This window comes from Bradyrhizobium barranii subsp. apii (assembly GCF_011516635.5).
In the GTDB taxonomy this organism is placed as follows: Bacteria; Pseudomonadota; Alphaproteobacteria; order Rhizobiales; family Xanthobacteraceae; genus Bradyrhizobium; species Bradyrhizobium barranii.
In genome coordinates this window covers 7,070,557-7,094,836 of record NZ_CP096255.1, presented here as the reverse complement: position 1 = coordinate 7,094,836, position 24,280 = coordinate 7,070,557, and the positions used below count along the sequence as shown (strand labels likewise).

Genomic DNA, 24,280 nt, shown 5'->3' with positions numbered 1-24,280 from the left:
TCGTAGGCCGAGCGCAATGTGCGGCCGGGGCGCGGCCCGGGTCAACCGCGACGAGGGACGCGGCTTTGCATCCGCCTGTGCCGCGATTGCATGGCGCGAAAAGCGGTTATTCCTTGAGCATGATCTTTTCGGAATACCGCTGCACACTTTTCCGGATCATGCGCTACTGCGTTGCGTGCATGTGGGCGGTCAGGGGATGGCTGCCTGCATTGCTGAAGAACGCCGCCTCTTCGGCGGTGGCCTCCAGCAACTGCTCGTCCTGATTATAGACGTCGTTGCGGAACTGGACGGTCTGGTCCTTGGTCATCCATGCCGTGAGGTAGATCCAGGCCACCGGCACCTTCTTCGCCATGGCGACCTCGAGGTGCTGGCCGCTCGCAATCTCGGCATCGATCGCGGCGCGGCTCCATTTCGGCTGGTCCTTCAGCAGCCACGCGGCGAGATCGCGTACATTGTCGACGCGCGAGCAGCCATGGGAATCGAAGCGGTAGTCGTCGCTGAACAGATTGCGCTGGTTGGTGTCGTGCATATAGACCGAATAGGCGTTCGGCATGTCGATCTTCACCGCGCCGAGCGCGTTGAAGGTGCCGTTGTGCTGGCGCACGGTGAAGTTCGGCGTGTGCGTGCCCGACCAGTCGACCGCGTGCGGATCAATCGGATTGTCGTGGGCGTCGAGCACCTCCATGTGCATGCGCGACAAATAGGTCGGATCCTTGCGCATATGTGCCGAGATCTCCGTCTTGGCGATCGAGGACGGCACCGTCCAGGTCGGATTGAGCACGACGCTGGTGATCTGGGCCGTCAGCGTCGGCGAGGGCTTTTCGGTCTTGCCGACGATCACGCGATAGCGCCGCACCACCACATCGTTCTCGACCGCTTCGGCAAACGCGGCGGGGATGTTGATCACGACATAGCGCTGGCCGAAGCCGAAATTCATGTTCTCGAGCCGCTGGAGCGAAGCCTCCAGCTGCCGGATGCGCTTCTGCACGGAGACGTTCATCGCCGCGACCGTACGCGGCGTCACCGTGCCGGTCGGCGCCAGTCCATGGCGGGCCTGGAAGCGTTTTACGGCGTCGGCGAGATCTTGGTCGAAGGCGCCGGTCGCCTTGTTGGCGGCGAGATCGCCGGAGAGGATAAGTCGCTTGCGCAGCAGCTCGTCGCTGGCGCCTTGGACGCCGAGGGCGAACTTGGCATCGGCAGGGATGGTCGGCCAGCCGCCGCGTACGGCAAGATCGGAGTAGCTGAGCGCGGCATCCTTGATGCGCTGAGCCGAGCCCTCGTCATAGGTTGGCTCGTGCGTCAGCGCGAGCGCCGCGGCGGAGCGGCTCTCTGCCGTCGAAGCGGGCGCGGCAGCCTTCGGCGCGGCAGCATGGGCCGGGTTCGCCGCGGCCGGCACAGTACCGGCCGCCGTTGCAGGCCTCGGGCCTGCCTGTCCCGTGGTTTCGGTTTGCGCCAGCGCGGAGGCGCTCGCGAGCACGCCGACGGCAACGATCATCGCATGGCGTTTCGACATGTGTCCCATCTTCCCCACGAGGACGAGGCCCGGACGGGCGCTCGCATTGGCAATTCCCGCTCGCCGCGCTGCGTGCGCCGATTCGCAAAAATCGGGCGGGAAGCTAGAGCCTCGGAGTTGAGGTCCCATTAAGCACGGCAGTCGAAAGCCCGCGCGTTCGAGGCGGGGCGTCTCGATTGGGTCGCAGCAGGGGCGGGTTCGGTTCGCGAAATCCGCGGCAATGGTGGGCAAATTGCCAGGAAACCCGCAGCAAGAAACCCGCAAGAAAAAAGGGCGGCTTGGCCGCCCCGAAAGGAGAGCCGCGCGCAAGCGCGCGGACTGGGTCTCGTTCAATCCGGCCGCGCCCCCGTGACGCGGCGGATTGAACATCGGCCGTAAAGGTCAGAGCCCGATCGGCTCAGGCCTCGTTCGCTGCGATCGATTCCATCAGCGAGACGAGCTGACGCTGCACCGTCTGGTCCTTGATCTTGCTGTAGGCGCGCAGCAGGCGGAGGCTGAAGGCGGAATCGAGGAACAGCAGGCTCTCGACTTCGCGCGCCTTGTTGTCGCCGTTATAGAAGAAGGTCACGGGCACATCGAGGGCGGTGGCGATCTGCTGAAGCCGAGCCGCGCCGACGCGATTGACGCCCTTCTCGTATTTCTGGACCTGCTGGAAGCTCACGCCGAGCTTCTCGCCGAGCTCGGCCTGCGAGATCTTCATCTCGACGCGCCGCAGACGGATCCGCTTGCCAAGCTCAATGTCCGGCTTGCCGGCGCTGCGCTGCTTCATTCTTTTCGCCGCTGCTTTCATACTCTCACCTTTGTTCTTCGGTTGAAAATCCCCCGAAGAGCTGGGTCAGGGGTTCGCCCATATACTCGTCCTTGAATTCATGCGGATGCACGAACTCTTCCTTAAACCACGGGAATCGCGCCGGATTGAAAGCTTCGATCAGCCAGTCAATCATGTGCCGAACGCGTGGAATCCGGCCGCTACCAGGGTGGTAGGACAACCAGATATCCAGCGGCCTGTTCAGCTCGACCTCCAGTGGAATCAACTTCCCGCCAAGCGCAATGGCGTAGCTCGGGAATACGCCGATGCCGGCGCCATTCGCGACCGCCCAATAATTGGCGCTTGAGACGTTGGTCTTCATGACCAGCAGGTCACGTTCCGGAACGCCTGGGAAGAAGCTCTCGAAGGTTTCCTTGGCGGCAAGCTGGTCGGCGAATTGCAGCACCAGGCGGTGCTTGATCAATTCGAGCGCCGAGCGCGGCGTGCCGTGTTTCTCAAGGTATTTTTCCGAAGCCCAGAACATCAGGTGCATGCGGCCGAGCCGCACCAGCTTGACGTCGAGCGCGGAGGGACGCGACAGATGGATGGCGACGTCGGCCTCGTGACGAGAGACATCGGCCGAGCGCATCGCGCAATGCAGGTCGACCAGGATCTTCGGATAGGCCTGCTGGAATTCGACCAGCCGCGGGGCGAGCCAGAACGTCCCGAGACCCTCGGTGACGGCCACGCGAACTTCGCCGGACAGGGCGTTGGCCGTCGAATCGCTGGTGCGCAGCACGTCGAAGGCGGCCGCCTCCATGCGCTCGACTGCGGAGACCACCAGTGCACCTTCATCGGTCAGATGCGTGCCGTGGACGTCGCGGGTGAACAGGGTGGTGCCGGTCTGGCGCTCGAAATCATCAATCCGGCGGCGGACGGCGTTGATCGACAGCGACAGGCGTTCAGACGCCGAGCGAAAACTGCCGCATCGAACGACTTCCAGGAATATGCGGGCCGCATCCCAATCGGAGAGGCCGCTGATGTTGATCTTTGGGCGTTCCTCCTGTGGAACGCCCCTTTCCGCCAAGGAGTGCATACAAGTCCCTTCGGGTTGCTAAACTGGCAGAATTGGGCGCAAACCACAACCACTGCGGGTTGGGGAACGGCGACTTTTGAACGCCATCGTTACTGCCTCGTGGGCGGTATCCGAGTGTTACTAAGGCTGAGAATCGAATCGGCCGACCAACGTTGGAATGAGGGGTGTGGCGTGAGTTCCGTTGCGAGCCCTGAAATGGCTGCAGGATTGTCGGCGTTTTCCGTCACGGAAGTCCTTGCGCGCGAGCTGTCGCCGCGCGGAATGGGTCGATCATCCAGTGCCGCGCGTTCGACTCCCGGCCACGACGATAATGGCGTCCCGCGCAGCGGGTCGATGTTCGCGGGAGCCACGGTTTCCCGGCAAAATCATACTGAAATCATGTTCGGAGGCGTCGGCGCCTCGTGTTATTCTCGGTATCCCATGGGGGCCGAGGGGATTTCCACAAACACGTCTCGCAGGCCGAACTAACGGAAAGAACGCCGGTGTCGCATTCAGACGAACAGTTGCAGTCGGTGCTGGAAACGCTTGAGGAGTGCCGCAAGGTTCTCAACGAGAGCAACAACCGCGAGTCGGCCGAGCTGCTGTCCATCGTCATCCTCGACGTGCGGATGAAGCTCAAAGGAATTGACAGTGCCGATCTCAAGGCGCTGTGCGACGAAATGTTGCGGAGCGCTGGAAGCGAACCGCAGCCCCCCTCCAAGCAGACGCAGGACCAGCCCCGGCGTCCGCTGCTCCGCGTGGTGAAGTAGCAGCGCCGCCGAGTCTCGCTTTTTGGCGAGGTTTGTGCGCGTCCCGATGCCGCATCTGTGATCGCAGACGGCATCGGGAGGAGCCTGGTTTCGTGCGCCTCTGTTGTGCGCATTCCCCGGCATCGGCTACACCAGAGCCGGTTCGGCTCCCGCCGCGCGCATTCCCGGTGCGCGGCCAAAGAGCCTGAGATGGCTCCGACTGCATCATGCAAAATGTCTCGATCCCGGCGGCCCTGATTGCCGGCCTCGTCAGCTTCCTCTCTCCCTGCGTTCTGCCCCTGGTTCCGCCCTATCTGATCTATCTCACGGGCGCCACGATCGAGCATGTCGAGAACAAGGAGCCGGCCTCGGCGTCCAAGCGCGCCATCATGATGTCGGCGCTCCTGTTCGTGCTCGGCTTCTCCACGGTGTTCGTGGCGCTCGGCGCCAGCGCTTCGCTGATCGGCGGGCTGATTCGTGCATGGTCGGCCGAGCTGTCGATCCTTGCCGGCATCGTCATCATCATCATGGGCCTGCACTTCCTGGGACTGACGCGGATCGGCCTGTTGATGCGCGAGGGGCGCCTGACCGCGCCCAAGCCTGTCGGCCTGTGGGGCGCCTATGTGATGGGCCTCGCCTTCGCCTTCGGCTGGACGCCGTGCATCGGCCCGATCCTTGCCGCGATCCTCTCGATCGCCGCGGCGGAGGCGACGGTGACGAGGGGGGCGGGCCTGCTCGCAGTCTATTCGGCCGGCCTCGGCATTCCCTTCCTGATCGCCGCCCTGATGATCGAGCAGTTCTCGAAGCTGTTCGCGCGGATGAAGGGCCAGCTCGTCAATGTCGAGCGCGCCATGGGCGTCCTGATGGTGATCACCGGCATCGGCTTCCTCACCGGCACGGTCTCGAATGTCAGCATCTGGCTGCTCGAGACGTTTCCGGCGCTGCAGACGATCGGTTAGCTCACGCGGTCGGCACGGTAGTCAGGTCAAGCCGGACATGCGCGACGATGCCGGTCGCGCCGCTCCGGTTCTGATGCATCAGCCTGAAGCCGTGCCGGTCGGCGGTGGATTTGGCGATCGCAAGACCAAGCCCGGTCCCCTCGACGCCCTGGGGCGCAGCCCTGAAGAAGCGGTCGTAGATGAACGGCATTGCATCCTCGGGAATGCCTGGGCCGTCATCGACGATCTCCAGCGCGCAAATCTTGCCGTCATTGACGACCCTGAGTTCCACGGAGCCGCCTGAGCCTGAATAGCGAATGGCGTTGTCCAGCAGGATGGCGATGAGCTTGCCGATCGCGTCGCGATCGCCGAGGAACCTGCACGGTGTCTCCGCCGTCATCGCGAGCTGGACGTTGCGCGCCTCAGCCAGCGGATAGAAGTCCGCTAGCAACGACGTCGCGAGCGCGGCAAGATCGATGTCGTCGCGCTTCCGGATCGAGGCGCCTTCCGTTCTGGCCATTTCGAGCAACTGGCTCGCCAGATGCGATGCGCGCCGCACGCCGTCCCGAAGTTCGTCGGCAAGCTCGCGAGTCTGTCCGGACAGATCCGCGGCGATCAGGTTTTCCGCCTGAATCTGGAGCGCGGCCAGAGGTGTCCTCAGTTCGTGCGCTGCGTCCGCCACGAAGCGGCGCTGCGCTTCGAGTGCCGACCGGTGACGATCGACGAGCTTGTCGATGGCAACGATCAGCGGAGCCACTTCCGCCGGTACGCCCACCGGACGCAGGGGCTCCTGCGCATCGACGCTGCGCTGGCCGATTTCGGCCGACAGCCGTTGCAGACCGCCCATCGTGCGGCTGATCGACCAACCCAGAACGGCCCAGACCAGCGGAATGGCGAGCAGCAGCGGAAGCGCGGCGCCTGTCGCCGCGTGCAGCGCGATCTCGTGCCTGGCGCTCCACGCCTGCGCGATCTGGATATCGTGCTGCGCGTGACTCCAGCGATAGACGCGCCAATCCTGCCCGTCGGCGGTCACGTCGGACAATCCCGGCACTGATTGCCAGGGAATATCGATCGGAGGACCCGCCCGATGCAGCAGCGCGCCGGAGCGATCCCAGATGCGGACGACCAACCGATCCTCGTCTTCGCTTTCGAGCAGCGGACCCGCACCGTTGCGGTCGCCTGGACCGACATTGACGGCGATCTCCTGCAACTGCGCGTCGAGGAACTTGTTCATCTCATAGGCGACCAGGCCGAACGATGTTGCCGTCGCCAAGAGGCCGATGGCGGCCAGCAACAGCGTCGCACGCGTGATGATGGTCTTGCGAAGAGAGCTCATGATCCGGACTTCGTGACCATCCAACCGGCACCGCGGATGTTCCGGATGACGTCCTTGCCATACCGCTTGCGCAAGCCGTGGATGACGACGTCAACGGCGTTGCTCTGCACCTCGTCGCTCCAGCCGTAGATCCGGCTCTCGATCTGGCCGCGCGACAGAATGGTTCCGGGACGCTCCATCAGGGCGTACATCACCGAGAACTCCCGCGCGGAAAGCGTCGATTGGATGCCGCGGAAGGTCGCCACATGGGTCGATGGATCGAGCGTGATCTCCTTGCTGCTCATCAGCGAATTGGAGCGGTCGTTGACCCTGCGCATGATCGCGCGGATGCGCGCGAGCAGGGCGCGCAACTCGAACGGCTTGACGATGAAGTCGTCGGCGCCGAGATCGAGTCCCGCGACCATGTCCTCGACCCGGTCGCGGGCCGTGATCACCAGGATGGGCGAAGCCTTTCTGCTGCGCGCGGCCTTGAGAATCTCGAAGCCGGTCATGCCGGGTAGTCCGATATCGAGCAGCGTGATCGCGTGCTCGGCGCGTTTCAGCGCGGCGTAGCCGTCCTGTCCGTCGCGGGTCCAGTCCACGGTCATTCCGTTTCGCTTCAATCCGCGGACGAGCGCCTTGCTGAACATCGGATCGTCTTCGATCAGCAGGAGGCGCATTGATTCAGGGAAAATCGCTGTGTTGGAGTGGTGGCGCGTCGCAGCACCAAGCGCCACATTCGACACCGCGGCCAAATGGTCAACCGCCTGCGCCTCAATTTAGAACTCTTACAAATTTGGGCGTGAGCGTAGAGAGGCTCGACCTATTCTAAATCCGATCTAATCCTCATCTAATTCTTCGCATTGCAGATGCGCCCCAGTTTGGGACCGCGAAGCCGTCTTTCAGAGCGGCACGCGAAGCTTTTGGGGCGTTGCAGATGGAATTGGGTTGTTGGGGTGGCCGTAAGGCGTTGCGTGGTTTTCTGCTGTCGACAACGGCGGCGCTGTCATTCAGTGGCGGGCTGACGATGCAGGCGGGCCCGGCCTCCGCACAGCAGGGGCAGGCGGCGGGAGCCTTGCCGTCAGTCGTCGTTTCCGCTCCGCAGCAGCGCGCCCGCCGGGCGCAGACAGCGACCACCTCGCGCGCAGCGCGATCGAATCGCCGGACGGCCACCGTCGCACCGGTCGAGAAGAAGCCGCCGAGCGTCAACAATCAGGACGCGCGTACCGGCCAGAAGGGCTATGTCACGCGGAGCATGACCAGCGCGACGAAGACCAATACGGCTCTCCTCAACGTGCCGCAGTCGGTGACGGTGCTGACGAAGGATTTCATCAGGGACCAGGCCTTCACCTCGATCGGCGAGGCGACCCGCTATGTGCCCGGCGTGATCTATCACCAGGGCGAATCGCATCGCGACGACCTCGTCATCCGCGGCCAGCGCAGCAACGCCGACTTCTATACCAACGGCATCCGCGACGACGTCCAGTATTTTCGCGACTTCTACAACATTCAGCGGCTCGAGGTCCTGAAGGGGCCGAACGCGATGATCTTCGGCCGCGGCGGTGGCGTCGTCAACCGCGTACTCAAGGAGGCCGACGGTACGACCATTCGCGAGGTGACGGTCGGCGGCAATTCCTATCCCGGCGCCCGCGTGACCACCGACGTCGGCCAGGCGATCAACGAGAACTGGGCCTTCCGCCTCAACGCGATGTACGAAAACACGCAGAGCTATCGCGATTTCGTCAACCTCGAACGCTGGGCGATCAATCCTACCGCGACCTTTGCGCCGAACGACACCACGACGGTCAAGCTGAGCTACGAGCATCTGCACGACCGGCGTACCGTGGATCGCGGCATCCCTTCGCAGATCCGCCCCGGAAACGCTTTCCCGCGCTATCCCCACGATACGTCGCCGTCTGCGTTCTTCGGCAATCCCAACCTCAACTATGCGCTCGCCGATGTGGATATCGGAACCGCTGTCGTCGAGCACGATTTCGAGAACGGGTGGACGATCAAGAATTCGTCGCAGATCGCCAACTACGACAAGTTCTACCAGAACATCTATCCGGGCGGAGGAGCCAATTCCGGTGCCGTCAATGCCGCCGGAACCTCGAGCAATCTGCAAGCATACAATAACGAGACCGACCGGACGAATTACTTCAACCAGACCGATCTCACCTACAAATTCGGGACGGGCCCAATTCGTCACACCGTCGTCTTCGGTGCCGAGGTGGGCCGTCAGAACGGCCTGAACTACCGGCAGAGCGGGCTCTTCAATGGCGTATCATCGACCATCACGATCGATCCGAGGAATCCGACGTCGTACGTTCCGGTCACTTTCGCCAATAACGGGGGCACCGACGCCAACAACACCTACAAGCTCAATCTCGGCGCCGTCTACGTTCAGGACCAGGTCGAGATCACGCGCTATCTGGAGCTGATCGGCGGCTTGCGGTTCGATCACTTCGACCTGACGTCGCGAGACCGTCGCACATTCGTCGAGCTCAACCGGGTTGATGATCTGGTGTCGCCACGCGCCGGTGTCCTGTTCAAGCCGCTCGAAAACCTGTCGATCTACGGCAGCTACAGCATCTCGTATCTGCCGAGCGCCGGCGACCAGTTCAGCGCTCTGACACCGGGCCTGGCCATCGCAGCGCCCGAGAAGTTCGTGAACAAGGAAGTCGGGCTCAAATACGACATCTTCCCGAGCCTGCAGTTCGCTACGGCGATCTACGAACTGGACCGGACCAATCAGCGCTTTGCCGATCCCAACAATGCGGGATTCTTCATCCTGAGCGGAGCCACCAAGACCCGCGGCCTCGAAGCGTCTCTGACAGGCTACGTGACGGACGCCTGGCAAATCACGGGCGGCTACGCTTACACGGATGCGCGGATCACCAGCAACAACTCCGCGACCATTGTCGCCGGCAACCGCGTGGGACTTGTGCCGTACAATACCTTTTCTCTCTGGAACAGGTATCAGTTCACGGAGCAGTGGGCCGCGGGCCTCGGTGTGATCCACTACTCGAACTTCTTCGCATCGTCCGACGACACCGTGCTGATTCCGGAGTTCACGCGGGTGGACGCCGCCGTGTTCTTCAGGCTCAACGAGACCTGGCGGGCCCAGCTCAACATCGAAAATCTCCTCGACCGGAAGTACTATTCGACCGCGGACGGGAATAACAACATCACGCCGGGGTCTCCACGTGTGTTCAGATTGTCAGCCACGGCGAACTTCTGATGGTGTTGAGATGACACGCGCGAGTGGCCGAGCTGAAGGCAGGTCGACGGCACGCAAGAGCAATCGCGCCGCACAGGCGGCGCGACAGCGCTGCTTCGTGCTGGAGATCAACCAGAGACCGGTTCTGGCGTTCTCGGCCAGCTCACTGCGATCCGCCCGGGCGCGCGTGCAGGAAGCCTGGTTCGTCCAGGAATTGGAGAGCATGCGTTCAGGTGGGCGTCCTCTCCTGCGCCCGGATCATGTCCGACAGGTCAGGCTCGCGCTTCCCGCCGAGATTGCCGCGGTGGAACTTGGACGCGGCCTCGATGAGGCGCGCGGCGAGGACGCCAAATATGGCTTCGCGTTTCTCGTTCCGATCGACGTGCCGCCGAATTAACGGCGTCGACCGCTTTTTCTATTGAACCGCGAAGCGCGCGAGCGCCTCGCGGTCGATATCGATACCTAGCCCCGGTCTGTCAGGCACCCGCACGAAACCCTTCTTGTGCTCGATCGGCTCCTTCAAAATCGCCTGCCGGATCGGATGCTCGGTGCGGTCGAATTCGAGCATCGGTTCGATCGGCGCAAGCGAGGTCGGCGTGTGTGACGGCAGCACGGCGAGGAGCTGCAGCGAGGCCGCGATCGCGATCCCGGTGCCCCAGACATGCGGATTGTAGCGGATGCCGAACGCCTCGCTCATGTCGGCGATCTTCTTGCATTCGGAGAGGCCACCCGCGGCGCAGGTGTCGGGCTGGGCGATGTCCAGCGCATGCGATGCGAACAGGTCGCGAAAACCGAAACGGGTGAATTCGCATTCGCCGCCGGCGATGGGAATCGTCAGCGCGGATCGCACCGCGCGATATCCCGCGACATCCTCCGGCGGCACCGGCTCCTCGAACCAGCCGATGTCGTAGCGCTCGATCATGCGGCCGAGCCGGATCGCCGCCACTGCGTCATAGGCGTGGTTCGCATCGACCATCAGCGCGACATCCGGGCCGATCGCCTCGCGCACCGCGCGGGTGACCGCGGCATCCTCGGCGATGCCGAAGCCGACCTTCAGCTTCACGGCGCGGAAACCTTCCGCGGCGCAGCCGGCCGCTTCCTCCGGCAGGTATTTGAGCGGATCGCCTGATTTGCGCCGGTAGAGCCCGGTCGCATAGGCCGCTATCTCCTTGCGCGCGGCGCCGCCGAGAAGCTGATGCGCTGGCACGCCGAAATGCTTGCCCTTGATGTCCCACAACGCGATGTCGATGCCGCTCAGGCCCTGGATCACGACACCCTTCTGGCCGTGATCGCGCAAGCGTGCGTAGACCATCTGCCACAGCACGTCGGTGCGCAGCGGATCCTCGCCGATCAGCCACGGCGCGATGCTCTGCACCACCGCCGCCGTCATCCGCGCCGGCCCGTAGCATTCGCCCCAGCCGGTCAGGCCGTCATCCGTCTCGATCTCGACCAGCATCGCGGTGCGCGTGTCGTACCAGGCGCGCGAATAGGCGAACGGCTGCGAGAGCTTTGCTTCGAGGATGTGCGTGCGCACTTTGGTGATCTTCATCGCCGATATTCCTTCAATCCGTTCACCGCGCCTCGTCCAGCACGCACGTCACCGTGCAGACGACGCCGCGCGGCAGGAAGTCGACGGTCGCCTCGCCGCCGAGCTGGTCGCGCGCGCTGCGCTCGATCAGGCGCGACCCGAAACCGCGCTGCACCGGCTCCGTCACCGGCGGTCCGCCGATCTCGCTCCAGATCAGCCGCAGCCGCGGCTTCGGCGTGTCGGCGATGACCTCCCAGTCCAGCGTGACCCGGCCGGTCTCGTTCGACAGCGCGCCGTATTTCGCGGCGTTGGTGGCGATCTCGTGCACGATCATCGACAGCACCACGGCGAGCCGCGGCGACAGCGGCACGGTGGGGCCGGCCATGCGGATGCGATCGGGATTGCTCAGCAGGAACGGTTGGAGCACGCGCGCGATCACGTCCCTCAGCTCCGAGCCCGCCCATTTCCCCTGGCTCAGGAGATTATGCGCCTCGGCGAGCGCACCGAGCCGTCCCTCGAACTTGGTCCGCTCGTCCCGGCTTGAACTTCGGAAGGTCTGCACCGCGATCGCCTGCATCAAGGCCAGCGTGTTCTTGACCCGATGGTTGAGCTCCTCGATCAGCAGATTGTGCAGCATCTCGCCGCGCGCGATCGTGGTCGCCATCCGCACCGCGAAGGTCAGGCCGGTCAGCAGCAGGATGCCGCCGATCAGGCTGGTGATCGCGATGTCGCGCCAGAGCGGGGCGATCAGCGATCTCTCGGCGACACCGGCCACGACCGTCCAGCCGGTCAGCCGCGACCGCGTATCGGCGGAGGACAGCGCGACGCCATCGAGCGAAACGGTGGCGAGGGTCGCCTCCGGCGTCCGGGCCATCGCATCGTTCAGTGCGCCGGAGGCCTGCTTGCCGAACGTCTCGGCCGGATTTGGCGCGCGCGCGAACACGCGACCCTTGGTGTCCAGCAGCGACACCGTCCATTGATCGTTCGGCCGCTGCTGCTCGACCAGTTTCTGGAAGGTCGCGATCGGCGGACTGAAGGAGAGCGCGTAGACGACCTCATCGTTGCGCAGCACGGGAACCTCGACGGTCACGATCGGCCGGTTCTTGGTCGAGCCGGTGAACAGGTCGGAATATTGCGGTGACTTGCTCGCAAATACCCGCTCGACGATCTCGCGATTGTTGCGGGGTGGCAGGTTTGTCGTTTCACTCGTGACGGTCGAGAACAGCTGGTGCCCGCTCCCGTCCGCCACCAGCAGGACGCTGTCCTCGCCATATTGGCTGATGAACCCGGTTGCCAGCCGGCGGAAGTCGTCGAAGTCGCCGCTTTGCAGGGCGTTGCTGAGCGCCAGCGCCTGCAAGCCGCCGGTCATCCGCTGCACTTCGGAATCGAGCACGAGGCGCATGCTTCGCACCGTCTCCAGCACGCGTCGTGTCGCGTCGCTGCGGTCCTGGCGGTAGTTGGAATAGGCAATACCCACCGCAAAGACGATCAGCGGCAACATCGTTCCCGTGACCAGAAGAGCGAGCCGGACCGGCAGAGTGAGCTTTGACAAGCGCGGGCGTCCCGGTTCCAGCGCAGCGGCGCCGGATTATGATTTTGGGGAGACCATACGGGTGAGACTTGCACCGCGCCACGATTTTCGCGTCCGGCGAGCACGTCAGAGCGGGATTTTGCAGCGCGGTCGCGGGCGTCAAGTCGCGGACCGAGGCTGAAAGCGGCATGAAGACCGTCAAGGTCTGCACGTCCAACTGAGGAGAATGACGCAATGCCAGTTCTGATTTTGTGGGCCGTGCCCGCCGTTCTGGTGCTCGGCGGCGGAATTTATCTGGTCGGCCATATGCACTAGGCAACGACGGGCCCTCGCGATCGATCGCGAGGGCCCGTTCTCGTTGAGACGTAGCTCAGAGATTGCTCTCGGTGATCGCGGCATAGACCATGCTGCGCAGTTCGCGCCGGAGCGGATAGGCGCTCGACGGCAGCACCTGCGTCATGAAGATGGTGATCAGCTCCTCGGCCGGGTCGATCCAGAACGAGGTCGTGGCCGCGCCGCCCCAATTATATTCGCCCGGGCTGCCGGCGATCAGCGTCTCCGCCGGGCGCATGGTCACGGCGAAGCCGAGGCCGAAGCCGATGCCGTTATAGGTGGCTTCCGAAAACAGCGAACGGGACACTTCCGGCAGCGCGCGGCCGCCCGGAATGTGGTTGCTCGTCATCAGCGCCAGCGTCTTCGGCCCGAGCAGGCGGACGCCGCCCAGCTCGCCGCCATTGAGCAGCGCACGGCAGAAGGTGAGATAGTCGGCGACCGTCGAGCATAGTCCGCCGCCGCCCGAGATGAACGAGGGCGGAGACAGGAACGAGCTCTTGGTCGGGTCGTCCTGGAGCGTCAGGCCCTCGCGGCGCTGGCCGGCATGGAAGGTCATGCCGCCACCCGGATCGGCGGAATAGCAGGCGGCGAAGCGATGCGCCTTGGCGGCCGGCACGTGAAAATCAGTGTCGGTCATGCCGAGCGGATCGAGGATGCGCGTTTTGAGGAACTGCTCGAAGGGAATCCCGGAGATTTTGCCGACGAGATAGCCAAGCACGTCGGTCGCCACCGAGTAGTTCCAGGATTCGCCCGGCGAGAACTCCAGCGGAATCTTTGCCAGCGCCTCGATCATGCTCTGCAGCGTGCCGGCTTTCTCGACTTCGCCGATCTTTTCGGTGCGATAGGCGGCATCGACGTTGGAGCGCTGCTGGAAGCCGTAGGTGAGACCGGCGGTGTGCCGCAGCAGGTCGACGATCAGCATCGGCCGGGACGGCGGCCGGGTCAGGAAGGCCGGCGCGGTACCGGCGACGAACACGCCGAGATCCTTCCATTCCGGAATGTATTTGGCGACGGGCTCGTCGATCGCCACGAGGCCTTGCTCGACCAGCATCATGAAGGCGACGCTGGTGAGCGGCTTGGTCATGGAATAGATGCGGTAGATGGTGTCGTCCTTGACCGGCGCCTTGCGCTCGACGTCGGCAAAGCCCTGCACCGAGCTGTGGGCGACCTTGCCGCGGCGATAGACCAGCAGGTGCGTGCCCGGGAAGCGGCCGGCATCGATGTAGCGGCTCTTCAGATGCGCATCGACGCGGTCGAGCGCGGCCTTGGACATGCCCACGGATTCGGGCGAGGCGGGGGTAGGGGCGAGCATCAGTTCCTCCGGGGCGTTTTGTCGGAAAGTTGATAGCGAAATGCCGGCCCCATTCCAAGCCGGTTGCGCTTAACGCGGCCGGGCCTGCTGGTGTAGGCTGCACTGTGGAACGCCTCCAAGGAGCCCACCCGGGCCAACGAGAAAACTCAGGGCAAACGCACCATGACCCAGTTCAACGAGACCGAACTCACCGAAGCCGTCGTCAAAAGCTTCGACAATACGCCGAACCCTCGGGCAAAATTCCTGCTCCAGGAATTGGTGAAGTCGCTGCACGATTACGTGAGCAAGACCGGTCTCACCTTCGAGGAATGGGAATACGCCATCGATTTCCTGACCCGCACCGGCCACAAATGCACCGACACAAGGCAGGAATTCATCCTGCTCTCCGACGTGCTCGGGGTCTCCATGCTGGTCGACGCCGTCAACCACAGGGATCGCGAGGGCGCCACCCAGACCACGGTGCTCGGCCCGTTCTATGTCGGCGAGCACAAGGTCACCGCGCACGGCACCGACATCTCGCCGAACAATCAGACCGGCGAACGGATGTTCGTGCAGAGCCGCGTCACCGACCTCAAGGGCAAGCCGCTTGCGGGCGTTCCCGTCGACGTCTGGCATGCCGACGATGACGGCTTCTACGATTCACAGAAGCCGAACTACGACGAGGTCGGCGCTTCGGCGCGGGCGCGCTTCATCACCGACGCCGACGGCCGCTTCTTCTTCCGCACCATTTTGCCGTGCAGCTATCCGATCCCGACCGATGGCCCGGTCGGCGAGATGATCATGCAGACCAAGCGGCATCCGATGCGTCCCGCGCATGTGCACTTCCTGGTCAATGCCAAGGGCTACGAGCCGCTGATCACGCACGTCTTCATGGATGGCGACAAATATCTCGATTCCGACGTGGTGTTCGGGGTCAAGGACGACCTCGTCGCCAAGGTCGAGCCGCGCAACGATCCGGCGATGCCCGACGGCTCCAAGGCAAACGGGCAGTGGCACCTGATGACCTACGAATTTCACCTCAAGCCGGGCGGCGGCATGGCGCCGAAGCCGCTGGGCGTGAAGGCGGAGGAGCCGGCGTGAGGGCCCGCAGCTGGAGCGCACATTCGGCCGCTCGGTAGTCAGGGCGCGTGCGACATCCGCTGTGCTTCTGGTAGCTGCGCAACAGCGGACCTCACTGGATGTCCGAGTTGGGCCAACAACAAACATACTGCGAACATAAAGAAGACGCGAGGCGAGCCGGCCTTAACGCCCCCGGAGCGTCCCGATTAAGCAGGACGGATACCGCCTGTTCGTGCAGCGCGTGGGTTCACATGCCACTCCCTCCGCCACCGCCGCCGCCACCACCACCAGCTTGTCTGGACGCTTCGAGATTTCTGTCTAAACGACTGGGTTCATTAGGCGCGTAACCGAAAGCTCCCGGATAGCCCTTCTTCGATCCCATTGTTTGCAGCTCATGCAGCGGAGCGTAGCCGGGGACGCCCGGGTGATGTCTCTTAGAGATCTTATGCTGCAGACCAAGTGCTTTGCCTGGTACACCCTGCGCAAGCGCGGCTGGTGCGGCGGCGATGAGAGCGGCGGCACAAAGTGCGATGATCGTTGTCTTCACCTTTCGGTCCTCCCTCCTTGAAACAAAAGAGCCCGCGTAGCGGATTCAACGCCGTCGCGACGGCATAGTCGAGCGCAAAAACGTCTAGCCGCAATCAACCTTTAAACCCGGCTAATCGCGCGATGTTTGGGCTATTTGGCCGATGTCGCATATGGGTCACCAGCGGCAATGCTCTGACGAACGATAATGGTTCCACTTGGCCGCTAGAAGTGGACGTCTGCGCCCTTCTGCGCCCTATCGCCCGTGCAGCAGCGCCAGCAGCACGACGACTGCGCAAGCAAGCGCTGCCGTGGTCAGCTTCCAGAACATCAGCGGGCTGCGCTCCAGGAGCGGCGTGATCCGTGTGTCGAGATAGGCCGGATTAGGCGTGCGAAGCTCGAAGACGAATTCGGACAGATCCTCGTGCCGCTTGTAGGGATCGGGATGGAGCGCGCGCCTGAGCGCGCCGTCGACCCAGGCCGGCACGTTGCGATCGTCGTCGGCCGGGCGATATTGAAGTCTCCGCGCGTCCGCCTTGCGCCGGATCCTGGCGATCTGGGTGCCATAGGGAAGCTTTCCCGTCAGCATCTGGTAGCAGATCACGGCCAGCGAAAACATGTCGGAGCGCGGCGAGCCGCCTTGCCCAAGAAAATACTCCGGCGCCGTGTACTGGACCGTTCCCAGGATGTCGTCGGCCTCGTCTCGCGGCGCCGCCTCCGCGACGCCCGCGACCCTGATCGACCCGAAGTCGATGATCTTTGCGGTGCCCGTCTTGTCGATCAGGATGTTGTCGGGCCTGAGGTCCTGATGCAGCATTTCCATGCGGTGGAAGGCGCGCAGCCCCGCGGCGATCTGCTCGACCAGCCCACGGACGGTTTCGAGATCGGGGCGCGGATTGTCGGTCATCCACTGCTTCAACGTCTGCCCTTCGACGAACTCGGTCGCGACGTAGAGGTAGCTGCGCCGTCGCGATTGTGACAGCGGCTTCAGCACGTGCGGGCTGTCGATCCTGCGCGCGATCCACTCCTCCATTAGGAAGCGCTTGAGATAGGCGGCATTGTCGCGCAAATCGATCGACGGCAGCTTGAGCGCGACCGGCGCCTCGGTCTCCACATCGACGGCGAGATAGATATGACTGCGGCTGCTGCCGTGGATTTCCCGGATGATCCTGTAGCCGTCGAAGACCGCTCGCGGCTCCGGCAACGGAGGAAGCGGCAGCTGTGACGTCTGATTGAAGATGCCGGCCGGCTCGCGCTGCGGCACCGCGTCGATGCGCAGGATCTGGACGGTGATGTTGTCGTCGCTGCCGCGCCGATAGGCTTCCTCGACGATCGCCTTTGCCGCGCCGTCGAGCTCGGCTGCGTGCTCGCCGAGTGCGCTGGTGATAAAACGCTGGTCGACGAATTCATAGGCACCGTCGGTCGCCAGGATAAAGGTGTCGCCGGCCTCGATCTCGAAAGCCTGGTAGTCGATCTCGAGCTGCGGATTGATGCCGAGCGCGCGGCCGAGATAGGTCTGCTCCGACGACATGATGATGCGGTGATCGTCGGTCAGCTGCTCGAGCGCCTTGCCGGCGACGCGGTAGACGCGACAGTCGCCGACGTGGAAGATGTGCGCCGTGGTCGCCTTGATAACCATGGCGGTCAGGGTGCAGACATAACCCTTGTCGCGATCGTAGGCATATTGGCTCTTGCGCGTCTGCGAGTGCAGCCAGGAATTGGTCGCGTCCAGCACGCGGCGGGCGGAGGTCTTCACCGTCCAGGATTCCGACGTGCAGTAATAGTCCATCAGGAAGCTCTTGACCGCCGACTCGCTGGCGATCTGGCTCACCGTGCTGCTGGAGATGCCGTCGGCGAGAACGGCCGCGATGCCCTTCAGGCCGAGCAGCGGCTCTTCCGGAATCAGGACGCCGTGAAAATCCTGATTGACGGGCTTGCGCCCCTTGTCGGAGTGCTGGCCGACAGAGATCAGGAGTCCGCGGGTCATCGTCATCACCAGGCGAAGGGAGCCTCACCCTGGCCGGGCGAGGCTCCTCTGTCGAGACGTATCAGGCCGCAACGCGGGTCGGTGCAGCCTTGCCGGCCTGACGCTTCGGCTTGGTCATGACGTGGGTGGCGTAGAGGGTCATGCCGGTGAAGGCGAGGCCGCCCACGAGGTTGCCGAGCACGGTCGGGATCTCGTTCCAGATCAGATAATCCATGATCGAGAATTTGGCATGGAGCATCAGGCCGGACGGGAACAGGAACATGTTCACGACGGAATGTTCGAACACCATGTAGAAGAACAGCATGATCGGCATCCACATCGCGATGACCTTGCCGGGAACCGAGGTCGAGATCATGGCGCCGACGACACCGGTCGAAACCATCCAGTTGCACAGCATGCCGCGCATGAACAGCGTCGCCATGCCGGCCGCGCCGTGCGCGGCATAGCCGAGCGTTCGGCCTTCGCCGATGTTTCCAATGGCCGCTCCGACCTTGTCGGGGTCTTGCGTGAAGCCGAACGTCGTCACGAAGGCCATCATGAAGGCGACGGTGAAGGCGCCGGCGAAGTTGCCGACGAAGACGAGGCCCCAGTTGCGCAGCACGCCGCCGAGCGTGACGCCGGGACGCTTGTCGATCAGGGCGAGCGGCGAGAGCACGAACACGCCGGTGAGCAGATCGAAGCCGAGCAGGTACAGCATGATGAAGCCGACCGGAAACAGTATCGCGCCAATCAGCGGCTGGCCCGTGTTCACGTTGATGGTGATGGCGAACCATGCGCCGAGTGCGAGGATGGCGCCGGCCATGAAGGCGCGGATGGCAGTATCCCGGGTGGACATGAAGATCTTGGACTCGCCCGCATCCACCATCTTGGTGACGAATTCCGAAGGCGCGAGATACGACATCAATGGTTCCTTTTGCTTCGTAAGTGAGATCGACACGCCCGAGAGAGCGCAGCTGAACATCATTGGCCGTGCGGACAGCTCTGCCGCGCACGAGGGCTATGGAAGGTTTGGAAGCCTTGGGAATCGCGTCACGAGGACTGAGCCGGGAGGGCCGCGAAGCAGTTGAGCTTCCGGGATGCAGCCGCCAGAGGCTGCAACAATGCGGCAAGCCGCAGTCTTCGTTGACGTCGGTGAAGAAGCAAGTTGCGTGCCGTGTTGGCGTGTTCAAAAAGGCTAGCGATATCAATCGGATGTCGCGCGCGTTCAGCTGACTTTTGCGGACGCACGGCCTTTTGCTTGGGCGGCTGCATAAGATTTGTGCGGCGCACAAGGAATGAGCAATCCGCAAAATCCGCGTGCGCAGCAGGCCTGCGACAGTCTGGCGCGGCGTCAATAACCCATTCATTTTTCGACGTTTTTCGGAGTGGCGGGCTTGGCATGAAGCTTGAATCATTCAAGCCGACGCCATTGAAGCCGTCCCGCGAGACTTCTCATCCGATTTGCCGACGCCACCAGACGGGGGTCTCCCCCGCCATGCGTTCGCATGCGCCTGTTTCTGGCGTCACGGACGGACGGGCCGCTCGCGCGCACTGACGCCATCAATTCTGCAACGATGCAAAGGACGACACTGCCTATGACCAAGCGCACCCGCCAGCCCTCGGGCCTGAGCCGCCGTCAATTGTTGAAGGCCGCCGGCAGCACCGCCGCTCTTCTCGCCGCCGCCAAGCTGAATTTCCCCGCCGGCGCCTTCGCGCAGGACGCAGGCCCCGAGGTCAAGGGCGCCAAGCTCGGCTTCATCGCGTTGAGCGATGCCGGTCCGCTCTTCGTCGCCAAGGACAAGGGCCTGTTCGCCAAATACGGCGTGCCCGACACCGACGTGCAGAAGCAGGCCTCATGGGGCACCACGCGCGACAATCTCGTGCTCGGCTCGGAGGGGAACGGCATCGACGGCGCGCACATCCTGACCCCGATGCCGTACCTGATTTCCGCTGGCAAGGTGACGCAGAACAACCAGCCGACCCCGATGTACATCCTGGCGCGGCTCAATCTCGATGCGCAGTGCATCTCGGTCGCCAAGGAATATGCCGACCTCAAGGTCGGTGCCGACGCGTCGGTGCTGAAGGCGGCGTTCGAGAAGAAGAAGGCCGATGGCAAGTCGGCCAAGGTCGCGATGACCTTCCCGGGCGGCACACATGACCTCTGGGTCCGCTATTGGCTCGCCGCCGGCGGCATCGATCCCGACAAGGACGTCGAGACCATCACCGTGCCGCCGCCGCAGATGGTGGCGAACATGAAGGTCGGCACCATGGACGCGTTCTGCGTCGGCGAGCCCTGGCCCGGGCAGCTCGTGCATCAGGGCATCGGCTACACCGCCGTCAACACCGGCGAGATCTGGAGCAAGCATCCCGAAAAGTCGCTCGGCATGCGCGCGGCCTGGGTCGACAAGAACCCGAAGGCTGCCAAGGCGATCCTGATGGCCGTGATGGAGGCGCAGCAATGGGCCGACAAGATGGAGAACAAGGAAGAGCTCGCGACCATCATGGCGAAACGGCAGTGGATCAACTGCCCGGTCGAGGACATCGCCGATCGCGCCAAGGGCAAGTTCGACTACGGCAATGCCGGCAAGGTGGTCGAGAACTCACCGCACATCATGAAGTACTGGCGCGACTTCGCCTCCTATCCGTTCCAGAGCCATGATCTCTGGTTCATGACCGAGGACATCCGGTGGGGCAAATATGAAGCTTCCTTCGACAGCAAGGCGCTGATCGGCAAGGTCAACCGCGAGGACATGTGGCGCGATGCGGCCAAGACCCTCGGCGTCGCGGCTTCCGAGATCCCGGCCTCCACCTCGCGCGGCAAGGAGACCTTCTTCGACGGCAAGGTGTTCGATCCCGAAAATCCGGCGGCCTATCTGAAATCGCTCGCGATCAAGCGCGTCGAAGTCTGATGGAGCCCGCGGCCGCCGTCAGGCGGCCGCGTCGTCCTTTGAAGCCGGAGAGGGATTTTCAATGAACATGCCTGCCACGAAGATTGAGGTTGAGACCGCAACGCCTGCGGGTGCTTCCGCGCCGGTCGTCGCGATGACGCTCAAGCGTCCGCCGCGCAGCGAGGCCTACGCGCGTATGGCGAGGGAGACCGCCGTGCGCGTGATTCCGCCGCTGGTCGTGATCGCGCTGTTGACGCTGGTGTGGGAGCTGGTGTGCCGCCGCGCCGGCTCGGCGCTGCCGCCGCCGTCAAAGGTGTTCAAGGACACCAAGGAACTGATCTTCGATCCGTTCTTCGATCATGGTGGCATCGACAAGGGCCTGTTCTGGCATCTCTCCGCCAGTCTCCAGCGCGTCGCGCTCGGCTATTCGCTCTCTGCCATCGCCGGCATCGCGCTCGGCGTGCTGGTCGGGCAGTCGGTCTGGGCGATGCGCGGGCTCGATCCGCTGTTCCAGGTGCTGCGCACCATCCCGCCGCTGGCCTGGCTGCCGCTGTCGCTCGCGGCGTTCCGCGACGGCCAGCCATCGGCGATCTTCGTCATCTTCATCACCTCGATCTGGCCGATCATCATCAACACCGCGGTCGGTATCCGCAACATCCCACAGGACTACCGCAACGTCGCCGCGGTGGTGCAGCTCAATCCGCTCGAGTTCTTCGGCAAGATCATGATCCCGGCGGCGGCGCCCTACATCTTTACCGGTTTGCGCATCGGCATCGGCCTGTCCTGGCTCGCCATCATCGCGGCCGAAATGCTGATCGGCGGCGTCGGCATCGGCTTCTTCATCTGGGACGCCTGGAATTCCTCGCATATCAGCGAGATCATCCTGGCGCTGTTCTATGTCGGCATCGTCGGCTTCGTGCTCGACCGCCTGATCGCGGGCCTCGGCAGGATCGTCACCCGCGGCACGGCGCAGAACTGAGGGAGAAGGGCACATGAACGCCTATCTGAAGCTCGACCATATCGACAAGGTCTTTACCCGCGGTGCCGCCAGCACGGAGGTGCTGAAGGACATCAATCTCACGATCGAGAAGGGCGAATACGTCTCGATCATCGGCCATTCCGGCTGCGGCAAGTCGACCCTGCTCAACATCATCGCAGGCCTGACCGGCGCCACCACCGGCGGCGTGCTGCTCGAGAACCGCGAGGTCAACTCGCCGGGGCCCGATCGCGCGGTAGTGTTCCAGAACCACAGCTTGCTGCCGTGGCTGACTGTCTACGAGAACGTCAAGCTCGGCGTCGACAAGGTCTTTGCCAGGACCAAGTCCCGCGCCGAACGCGACGCCTGGGTCATGCATAATCTCAACCTGGTGCAAATGGCCCACGCCAGGGACAAGCGTCCCTCGGAAATCTCCGGCGGCATGAAGCAGCGCGTCGGCATCGCCCGTGCGCTGGCGATGGAGCCGAAGGTCCTGCTGCTCGACGAGCCGTTCGGCGCGCTCGACGCGCTGACCCGCGCGCATCTGCAGGACTCGGTGATGGCGCTGCATCAGAAGCTCGGTAACACCATTTTGATGATCACCCACGACGTCGACGAGGCGGTGCTGCTATCCGATCGCATCGTCATGATGACGAACGGGCCGAGCGCGCGCATCGGGGAGGTGCTGGAGGTGCCGCTCGCACGTCCCCGCAAGCGGCTCGATCTTGCGACCAACTCCACCTATTTGAAGTGCCGCCACCGCGTGCTCGAGTTCCTCTACGAGCGTCATCGCTTCGTCGAGGCCGCATAAACGAAGGTTTAACGCGGAAGATGAGCGCGCCTAAATAATCGACACCTCGCTCAATCCTTGTGCGCCGCACAAGGATTGAGCGAACCGCTAAATTTGCGAGCGAAATACGCCTTCAAGAACTTCGGGCAATGCGAACAAGCTCCTGAATTCCTTGTATTTCCCGTACGCGCGCAATTGGCACGGAAATTGAAATACCTTTTCCGACGCCAACGACGACGTCCCTCAACATCATCAATCAGCATCGTGAACTCGCCACCGGGGCATGGCCTCGGCGCGCGCCTCCGCGTGGAGGCTGAGCCTGCAACGACGCAGCGGTGAGCCAAGAAGGGATTATCAATGACGACGAATCCGACTCGAAATCCGACGTGGATTTCTGATTGGCGCCCCGAAGACGAGGCGTTCTGGAATGCGGGCGGTAAGGTGATCGCCCGGCGTAACCTGATCTGGTCGATCGTGGCCGAGCATATCGGCTTCTCCGTCTGGCTGATTTGGAGCATCGTCACCACCAAGCTGCCGCAGGCGGGCTTCCACTACACCACCGACCAGCTGTTCCAGCTCGTCGCGGTGCCAGGGCTGATCGGCGCATTGATGCGCTTCCCCTATACGTTCGCGGTCACGACCTTCGGCGGCCGCAACTGGACCATTTTCAGCGCGGCTGTCCTGTTCATCCCGACGCTGTCGCTCGCCTACTTCGTCGGCCAGCCCGACACCCCGTTCTGGCTGATGCTGCTGATCGCATCGACCGCGGGTCTCGGTGGCGGCAATTTCGCCTCCAGCATGACCAACATCTCCTTCTTCTTCCCTGACCGGATGAAGGGGTGGGCGCTTGGGCTGAACGCGGCCGGCGGCAATATCGGCGTCTCCAGCGTGCAGCTGCTGACCCCGATCCTGATGACGCTCGCGGTCATCAACCTGTTCCAGGCGAGCCCCGTCGACGGCATCTTCCTCCAGAACGCGGGCCTGATGTGGGTGCTGCCGATCGCGATCGCGGTGTTCGGCGCGGTGTTCTTCATGAACAACCTGACCACGGCCAAGTCGTCGATCAAGAACCAGCTTGCCGTCGTCAAGCGCAAGCACACCTGGATCATGGCGTATCTCTATATCGGCACGTTCGGATCCTTCATCGGCTACTCGGCGGCGTTCCCGCTGCTGATCAAGACGCAGTTTCCGGCGATCTCGATCTCGATCGCGTTCCTCGGGCCGCTGGTCGGTTCGCTGTCGCGACCGCTCGGCGGCTTGCTCGCCGACAAGATCGGCGGCTCCATCCTCACCTTCTGGAATTTCATCGCGATGGCGGGCGCCACCGTCGGCGTGCTCTACTTCGTCGGGCACAAGGACTTCACCGGCTTCCTTGCGATGTTCCTGATCCTGTTCGTGACGACGGGTATCGGCAACGGCTCGACCTACCGCATGATCCCCTCGATCTTCCGCGAGCAGAACCTGTTCAGGGTGCGCGGCAAGGGCGATGCGGCGCGCGCGGCGGCCTTGAAGACCGCGAGCATCGAGAGCGGTGCGGCGGTCGGCTTCATCGGTGCGATCGGCGCGGTCGGCGGCTATCTGATCCCGACCGGTTTCGGCAAATCGATCGCCATGACCGGCGGGCCGTCGCTCGCGCTCGCGATCTATCTCGCTTTCTACGCCTCCTGCCTCGGACTGACCTGGTGGTTCTACCTGCGTCGCAGCCCGCAGGGTGAGGGCGCGTCAAGCCTCGCGGAAGCGCGAGTCTGAGTTTGGCACGAATGTCGCTTCTCCCCGTACGCGGGGAGAAGACTCTCTGATGACGTTTGACCCAT

The 24,280-nt window shown here is 63.5% G+C and carries 20 protein-coding genes; 9 read left to right on the top strand and 11 right to left on the bottom strand.

Features of this window, described 5'->3' with window-relative positions; genetic code table 11:
* Window positions 1-163: 163 nt before the first annotated feature.
* From HAP41_RS34090 to HAP41_RS34080, 3 genes are all read right to left on the bottom strand, one after another.
* A complete protein-coding gene (locus HAP41_RS34090) occupies window positions 164-1,513 on the bottom strand; it encodes a L,D-transpeptidase family protein (RefSeq protein WP_166089682.1) in 1,350 nt (449 codons plus the stop codon).
* 397 nt (window positions 1,514-1,910) lie between these two features.
* Complete coding sequence (locus tag HAP41_RS34085) at window positions 1,911-2,282, bottom strand: helix-turn-helix domain-containing protein (protein WP_166089689.1); 372 nt, start codon at window positions 2,280-2,282, stop codon at window positions 1,911-1,913.
* Window positions 2,283-2,307: 25 nt separating this feature from the next.
* A complete protein-coding gene (locus HAP41_RS34080; protein WP_038943246.1) occupies window positions 2,308-3,357 on the bottom strand; it encodes a LysR family transcriptional regulator in 1,050 nt (349 codons plus the stop codon).
* A gap of 482 nt (window positions 3,358-3,839) precedes the next feature.
* Here HAP41_RS34080 and HAP41_RS34075 point away from each other — a divergent pair, with 482 nt between their 5' ends.
* Window positions 3,840-4,106 carry a hypothetical protein gene (locus tag HAP41_RS34075; protein WP_028152051.1) on the top strand — a complete coding sequence of 89 codons (267 nt, stop codon included), beginning with the start codon at window positions 3,840-3,842 and terminating at the stop codon, window positions 4,104-4,106.
* 206 nt (window positions 4,107-4,312) lie between these two features.
* Complete coding sequence (locus HAP41_RS34070; RefSeq protein WP_175618037.1) at window positions 4,313-5,044, top strand: cytochrome c biogenesis CcdA family protein; 732 nt, start codon at window positions 4,313-4,315, stop codon at window positions 5,042-5,044.
* Between the two features lies 1 nt (window position 5,045).
* Here HAP41_RS34070 and HAP41_RS34065 read toward each other — a convergent pair whose 3' ends face one another.
* A complete protein-coding gene (locus HAP41_RS34065; protein ID WP_166089709.1) occupies window positions 5,046-6,359 on the bottom strand; it encodes an ATP-binding protein in 1,314 nt (437 codons plus the stop codon).
* Entirely contained in the window at window positions 6,356-7,018 is a 663-nt protein-coding gene (locus tag HAP41_RS34060) for a response regulator transcription factor (RefSeq protein WP_166089732.1), read from the bottom strand. Before HAP41_RS34060 ends, HAP41_RS34065 begins: the two co-directional genes overlap by 4 nt.
* Before the next feature lie 257 nt (window positions 7,019-7,275).
* On the opposite strand from HAP41_RS34060, the gene HAP41_RS34055 reads away from it, so the two are divergent.
* Complete coding sequence (locus tag HAP41_RS34055) at window positions 7,276-9,579, top strand: TonB-dependent receptor (protein WP_166089743.1); 2,304 nt, start codon at window positions 7,276-7,278, stop codon at window positions 9,577-9,579.
* A gap of 97 nt (window positions 9,580-9,676) precedes the next feature.
* A complete protein-coding gene (locus tag HAP41_RS34050) occupies window positions 9,677-9,955 on the top strand; it encodes a hypothetical protein (protein ID WP_166089748.1) in 279 nt (92 codons plus the stop codon).
* Window positions 9,956-9,973: 18 nt separating this feature from the next.
* Here HAP41_RS34050 and HAP41_RS34045 read toward each other — a convergent pair whose 3' ends face one another.
* The 3 genes from HAP41_RS34045 to HAP41_RS34035 form a co-directional block, all read right to left on the bottom strand.
* A complete protein-coding gene (locus tag HAP41_RS34045) occupies window positions 9,974-11,107 on the bottom strand; it encodes a mandelate racemase/muconate lactonizing enzyme family protein (RefSeq protein WP_166089760.1) in 1,134 nt (377 codons plus the stop codon).
* Between the two features lie 22 nt (window positions 11,108-11,129).
* Window positions 11,130-12,587: a sensor histidine kinase gene (locus tag HAP41_RS34040; protein WP_166105621.1), complete on the bottom strand. Its 1,458-nt coding sequence runs from the start codon at window positions 12,585-12,587 to the stop codon at window positions 11,130-11,132.
* Between the two features lie 400 nt (window positions 12,588-12,987).
* The gene (locus tag HAP41_RS34035) at window positions 12,988-14,262 is read right to left on the bottom strand and encodes a serine hydrolase domain-containing protein (protein ID WP_166089776.1); all 1,275 of its coding nucleotides are present in this window, start codon (window positions 14,260-14,262) and stop codon (window positions 12,988-12,990) included.
* Between the two features lie 162 nt (window positions 14,263-14,424).
* Between HAP41_RS34035 and HAP41_RS34030 the strand changes: the two genes are divergently transcribed.
* On the top strand, window positions 14,425-15,342 hold the full coding sequence (locus HAP41_RS34030) for an intradiol ring-cleavage dioxygenase (RefSeq protein ID WP_166089780.1): 918 nt from the start codon (window positions 14,425-14,427) through the stop codon (window positions 15,340-15,342).
* A 226-nt stretch (window positions 15,343-15,568) separates the two neighbouring features.
* On the opposite strand, the gene HAP41_RS34025 is transcribed toward HAP41_RS34030, so the two are convergent.
* From HAP41_RS34025 to HAP41_RS34015, 3 genes are all read right to left on the bottom strand, one after another.
* Window positions 15,569-15,868 carry a hypothetical protein gene (locus HAP41_RS34025; RefSeq protein ID WP_166089783.1) on the bottom strand — a complete coding sequence of 100 codons (300 nt, stop codon included), beginning with the start codon at window positions 15,866-15,868 and terminating at the stop codon, window positions 15,569-15,571.
* Window positions 15,869-16,102: 234 nt separating this feature from the next.
* Window positions 16,103-17,839, bottom strand: a complete 1,737-nt coding sequence (locus HAP41_RS34020) for a bifunctional protein-serine/threonine kinase/phosphatase (protein WP_166089786.1) — start codon at window positions 17,837-17,839, stop codon at window positions 16,103-16,105.
* Between the two features lie 55 nt (window positions 17,840-17,894).
* On the bottom strand, window positions 17,895-18,734 hold the full coding sequence (locus tag HAP41_RS34015) for a formate/nitrite transporter family protein (protein WP_028146778.1): 840 nt from the start codon (window positions 18,732-18,734) through the stop codon (window positions 17,895-17,897).
* A gap of 673 nt (window positions 18,735-19,407) precedes the next feature.
* On the opposite strand from HAP41_RS34015, the gene HAP41_RS34010 reads away from it, so the two are divergent.
* The 4 genes from HAP41_RS34010 (at window position 19,408) to HAP41_RS33995 (ending at window position 24,215) form a co-directional block, all read left to right on the top strand.
* Entirely contained in the window at window positions 19,408-20,721 is a 1,314-nt protein-coding gene (locus tag HAP41_RS34010) for a CmpA/NrtA family ABC transporter substrate-binding protein (RefSeq protein ID WP_063984796.1), read from the top strand.
* A gap of 61 nt (window positions 20,722-20,782) precedes the next feature.
* Window positions 20,783-21,679 (top strand): nitrate ABC transporter permease, encoded by an 897-nt coding sequence (ntrB, locus tag HAP41_RS34005; protein ID WP_166089812.1) that lies wholly within the window; start codon window positions 20,783-20,785, stop codon window positions 21,677-21,679.
* Window positions 21,680-21,692: 13 nt separating this feature from the next.
* On the top strand, window positions 21,693-22,487 hold the full coding sequence (locus HAP41_RS34000; RefSeq protein ID WP_028146781.1) for an ABC transporter ATP-binding protein: 795 nt from the start codon (window positions 21,693-21,695) through the stop codon (window positions 22,485-22,487).
* Between the two features lie 336 nt (window positions 22,488-22,823).
* A complete protein-coding gene (locus HAP41_RS33995; RefSeq protein WP_085404430.1) occupies window positions 22,824-24,215 on the top strand; it encodes an MFS transporter in 1,392 nt (463 codons plus the stop codon).
* The last annotated feature ends 65 nt before the right edge of the window (window positions 24,216-24,280 follow it).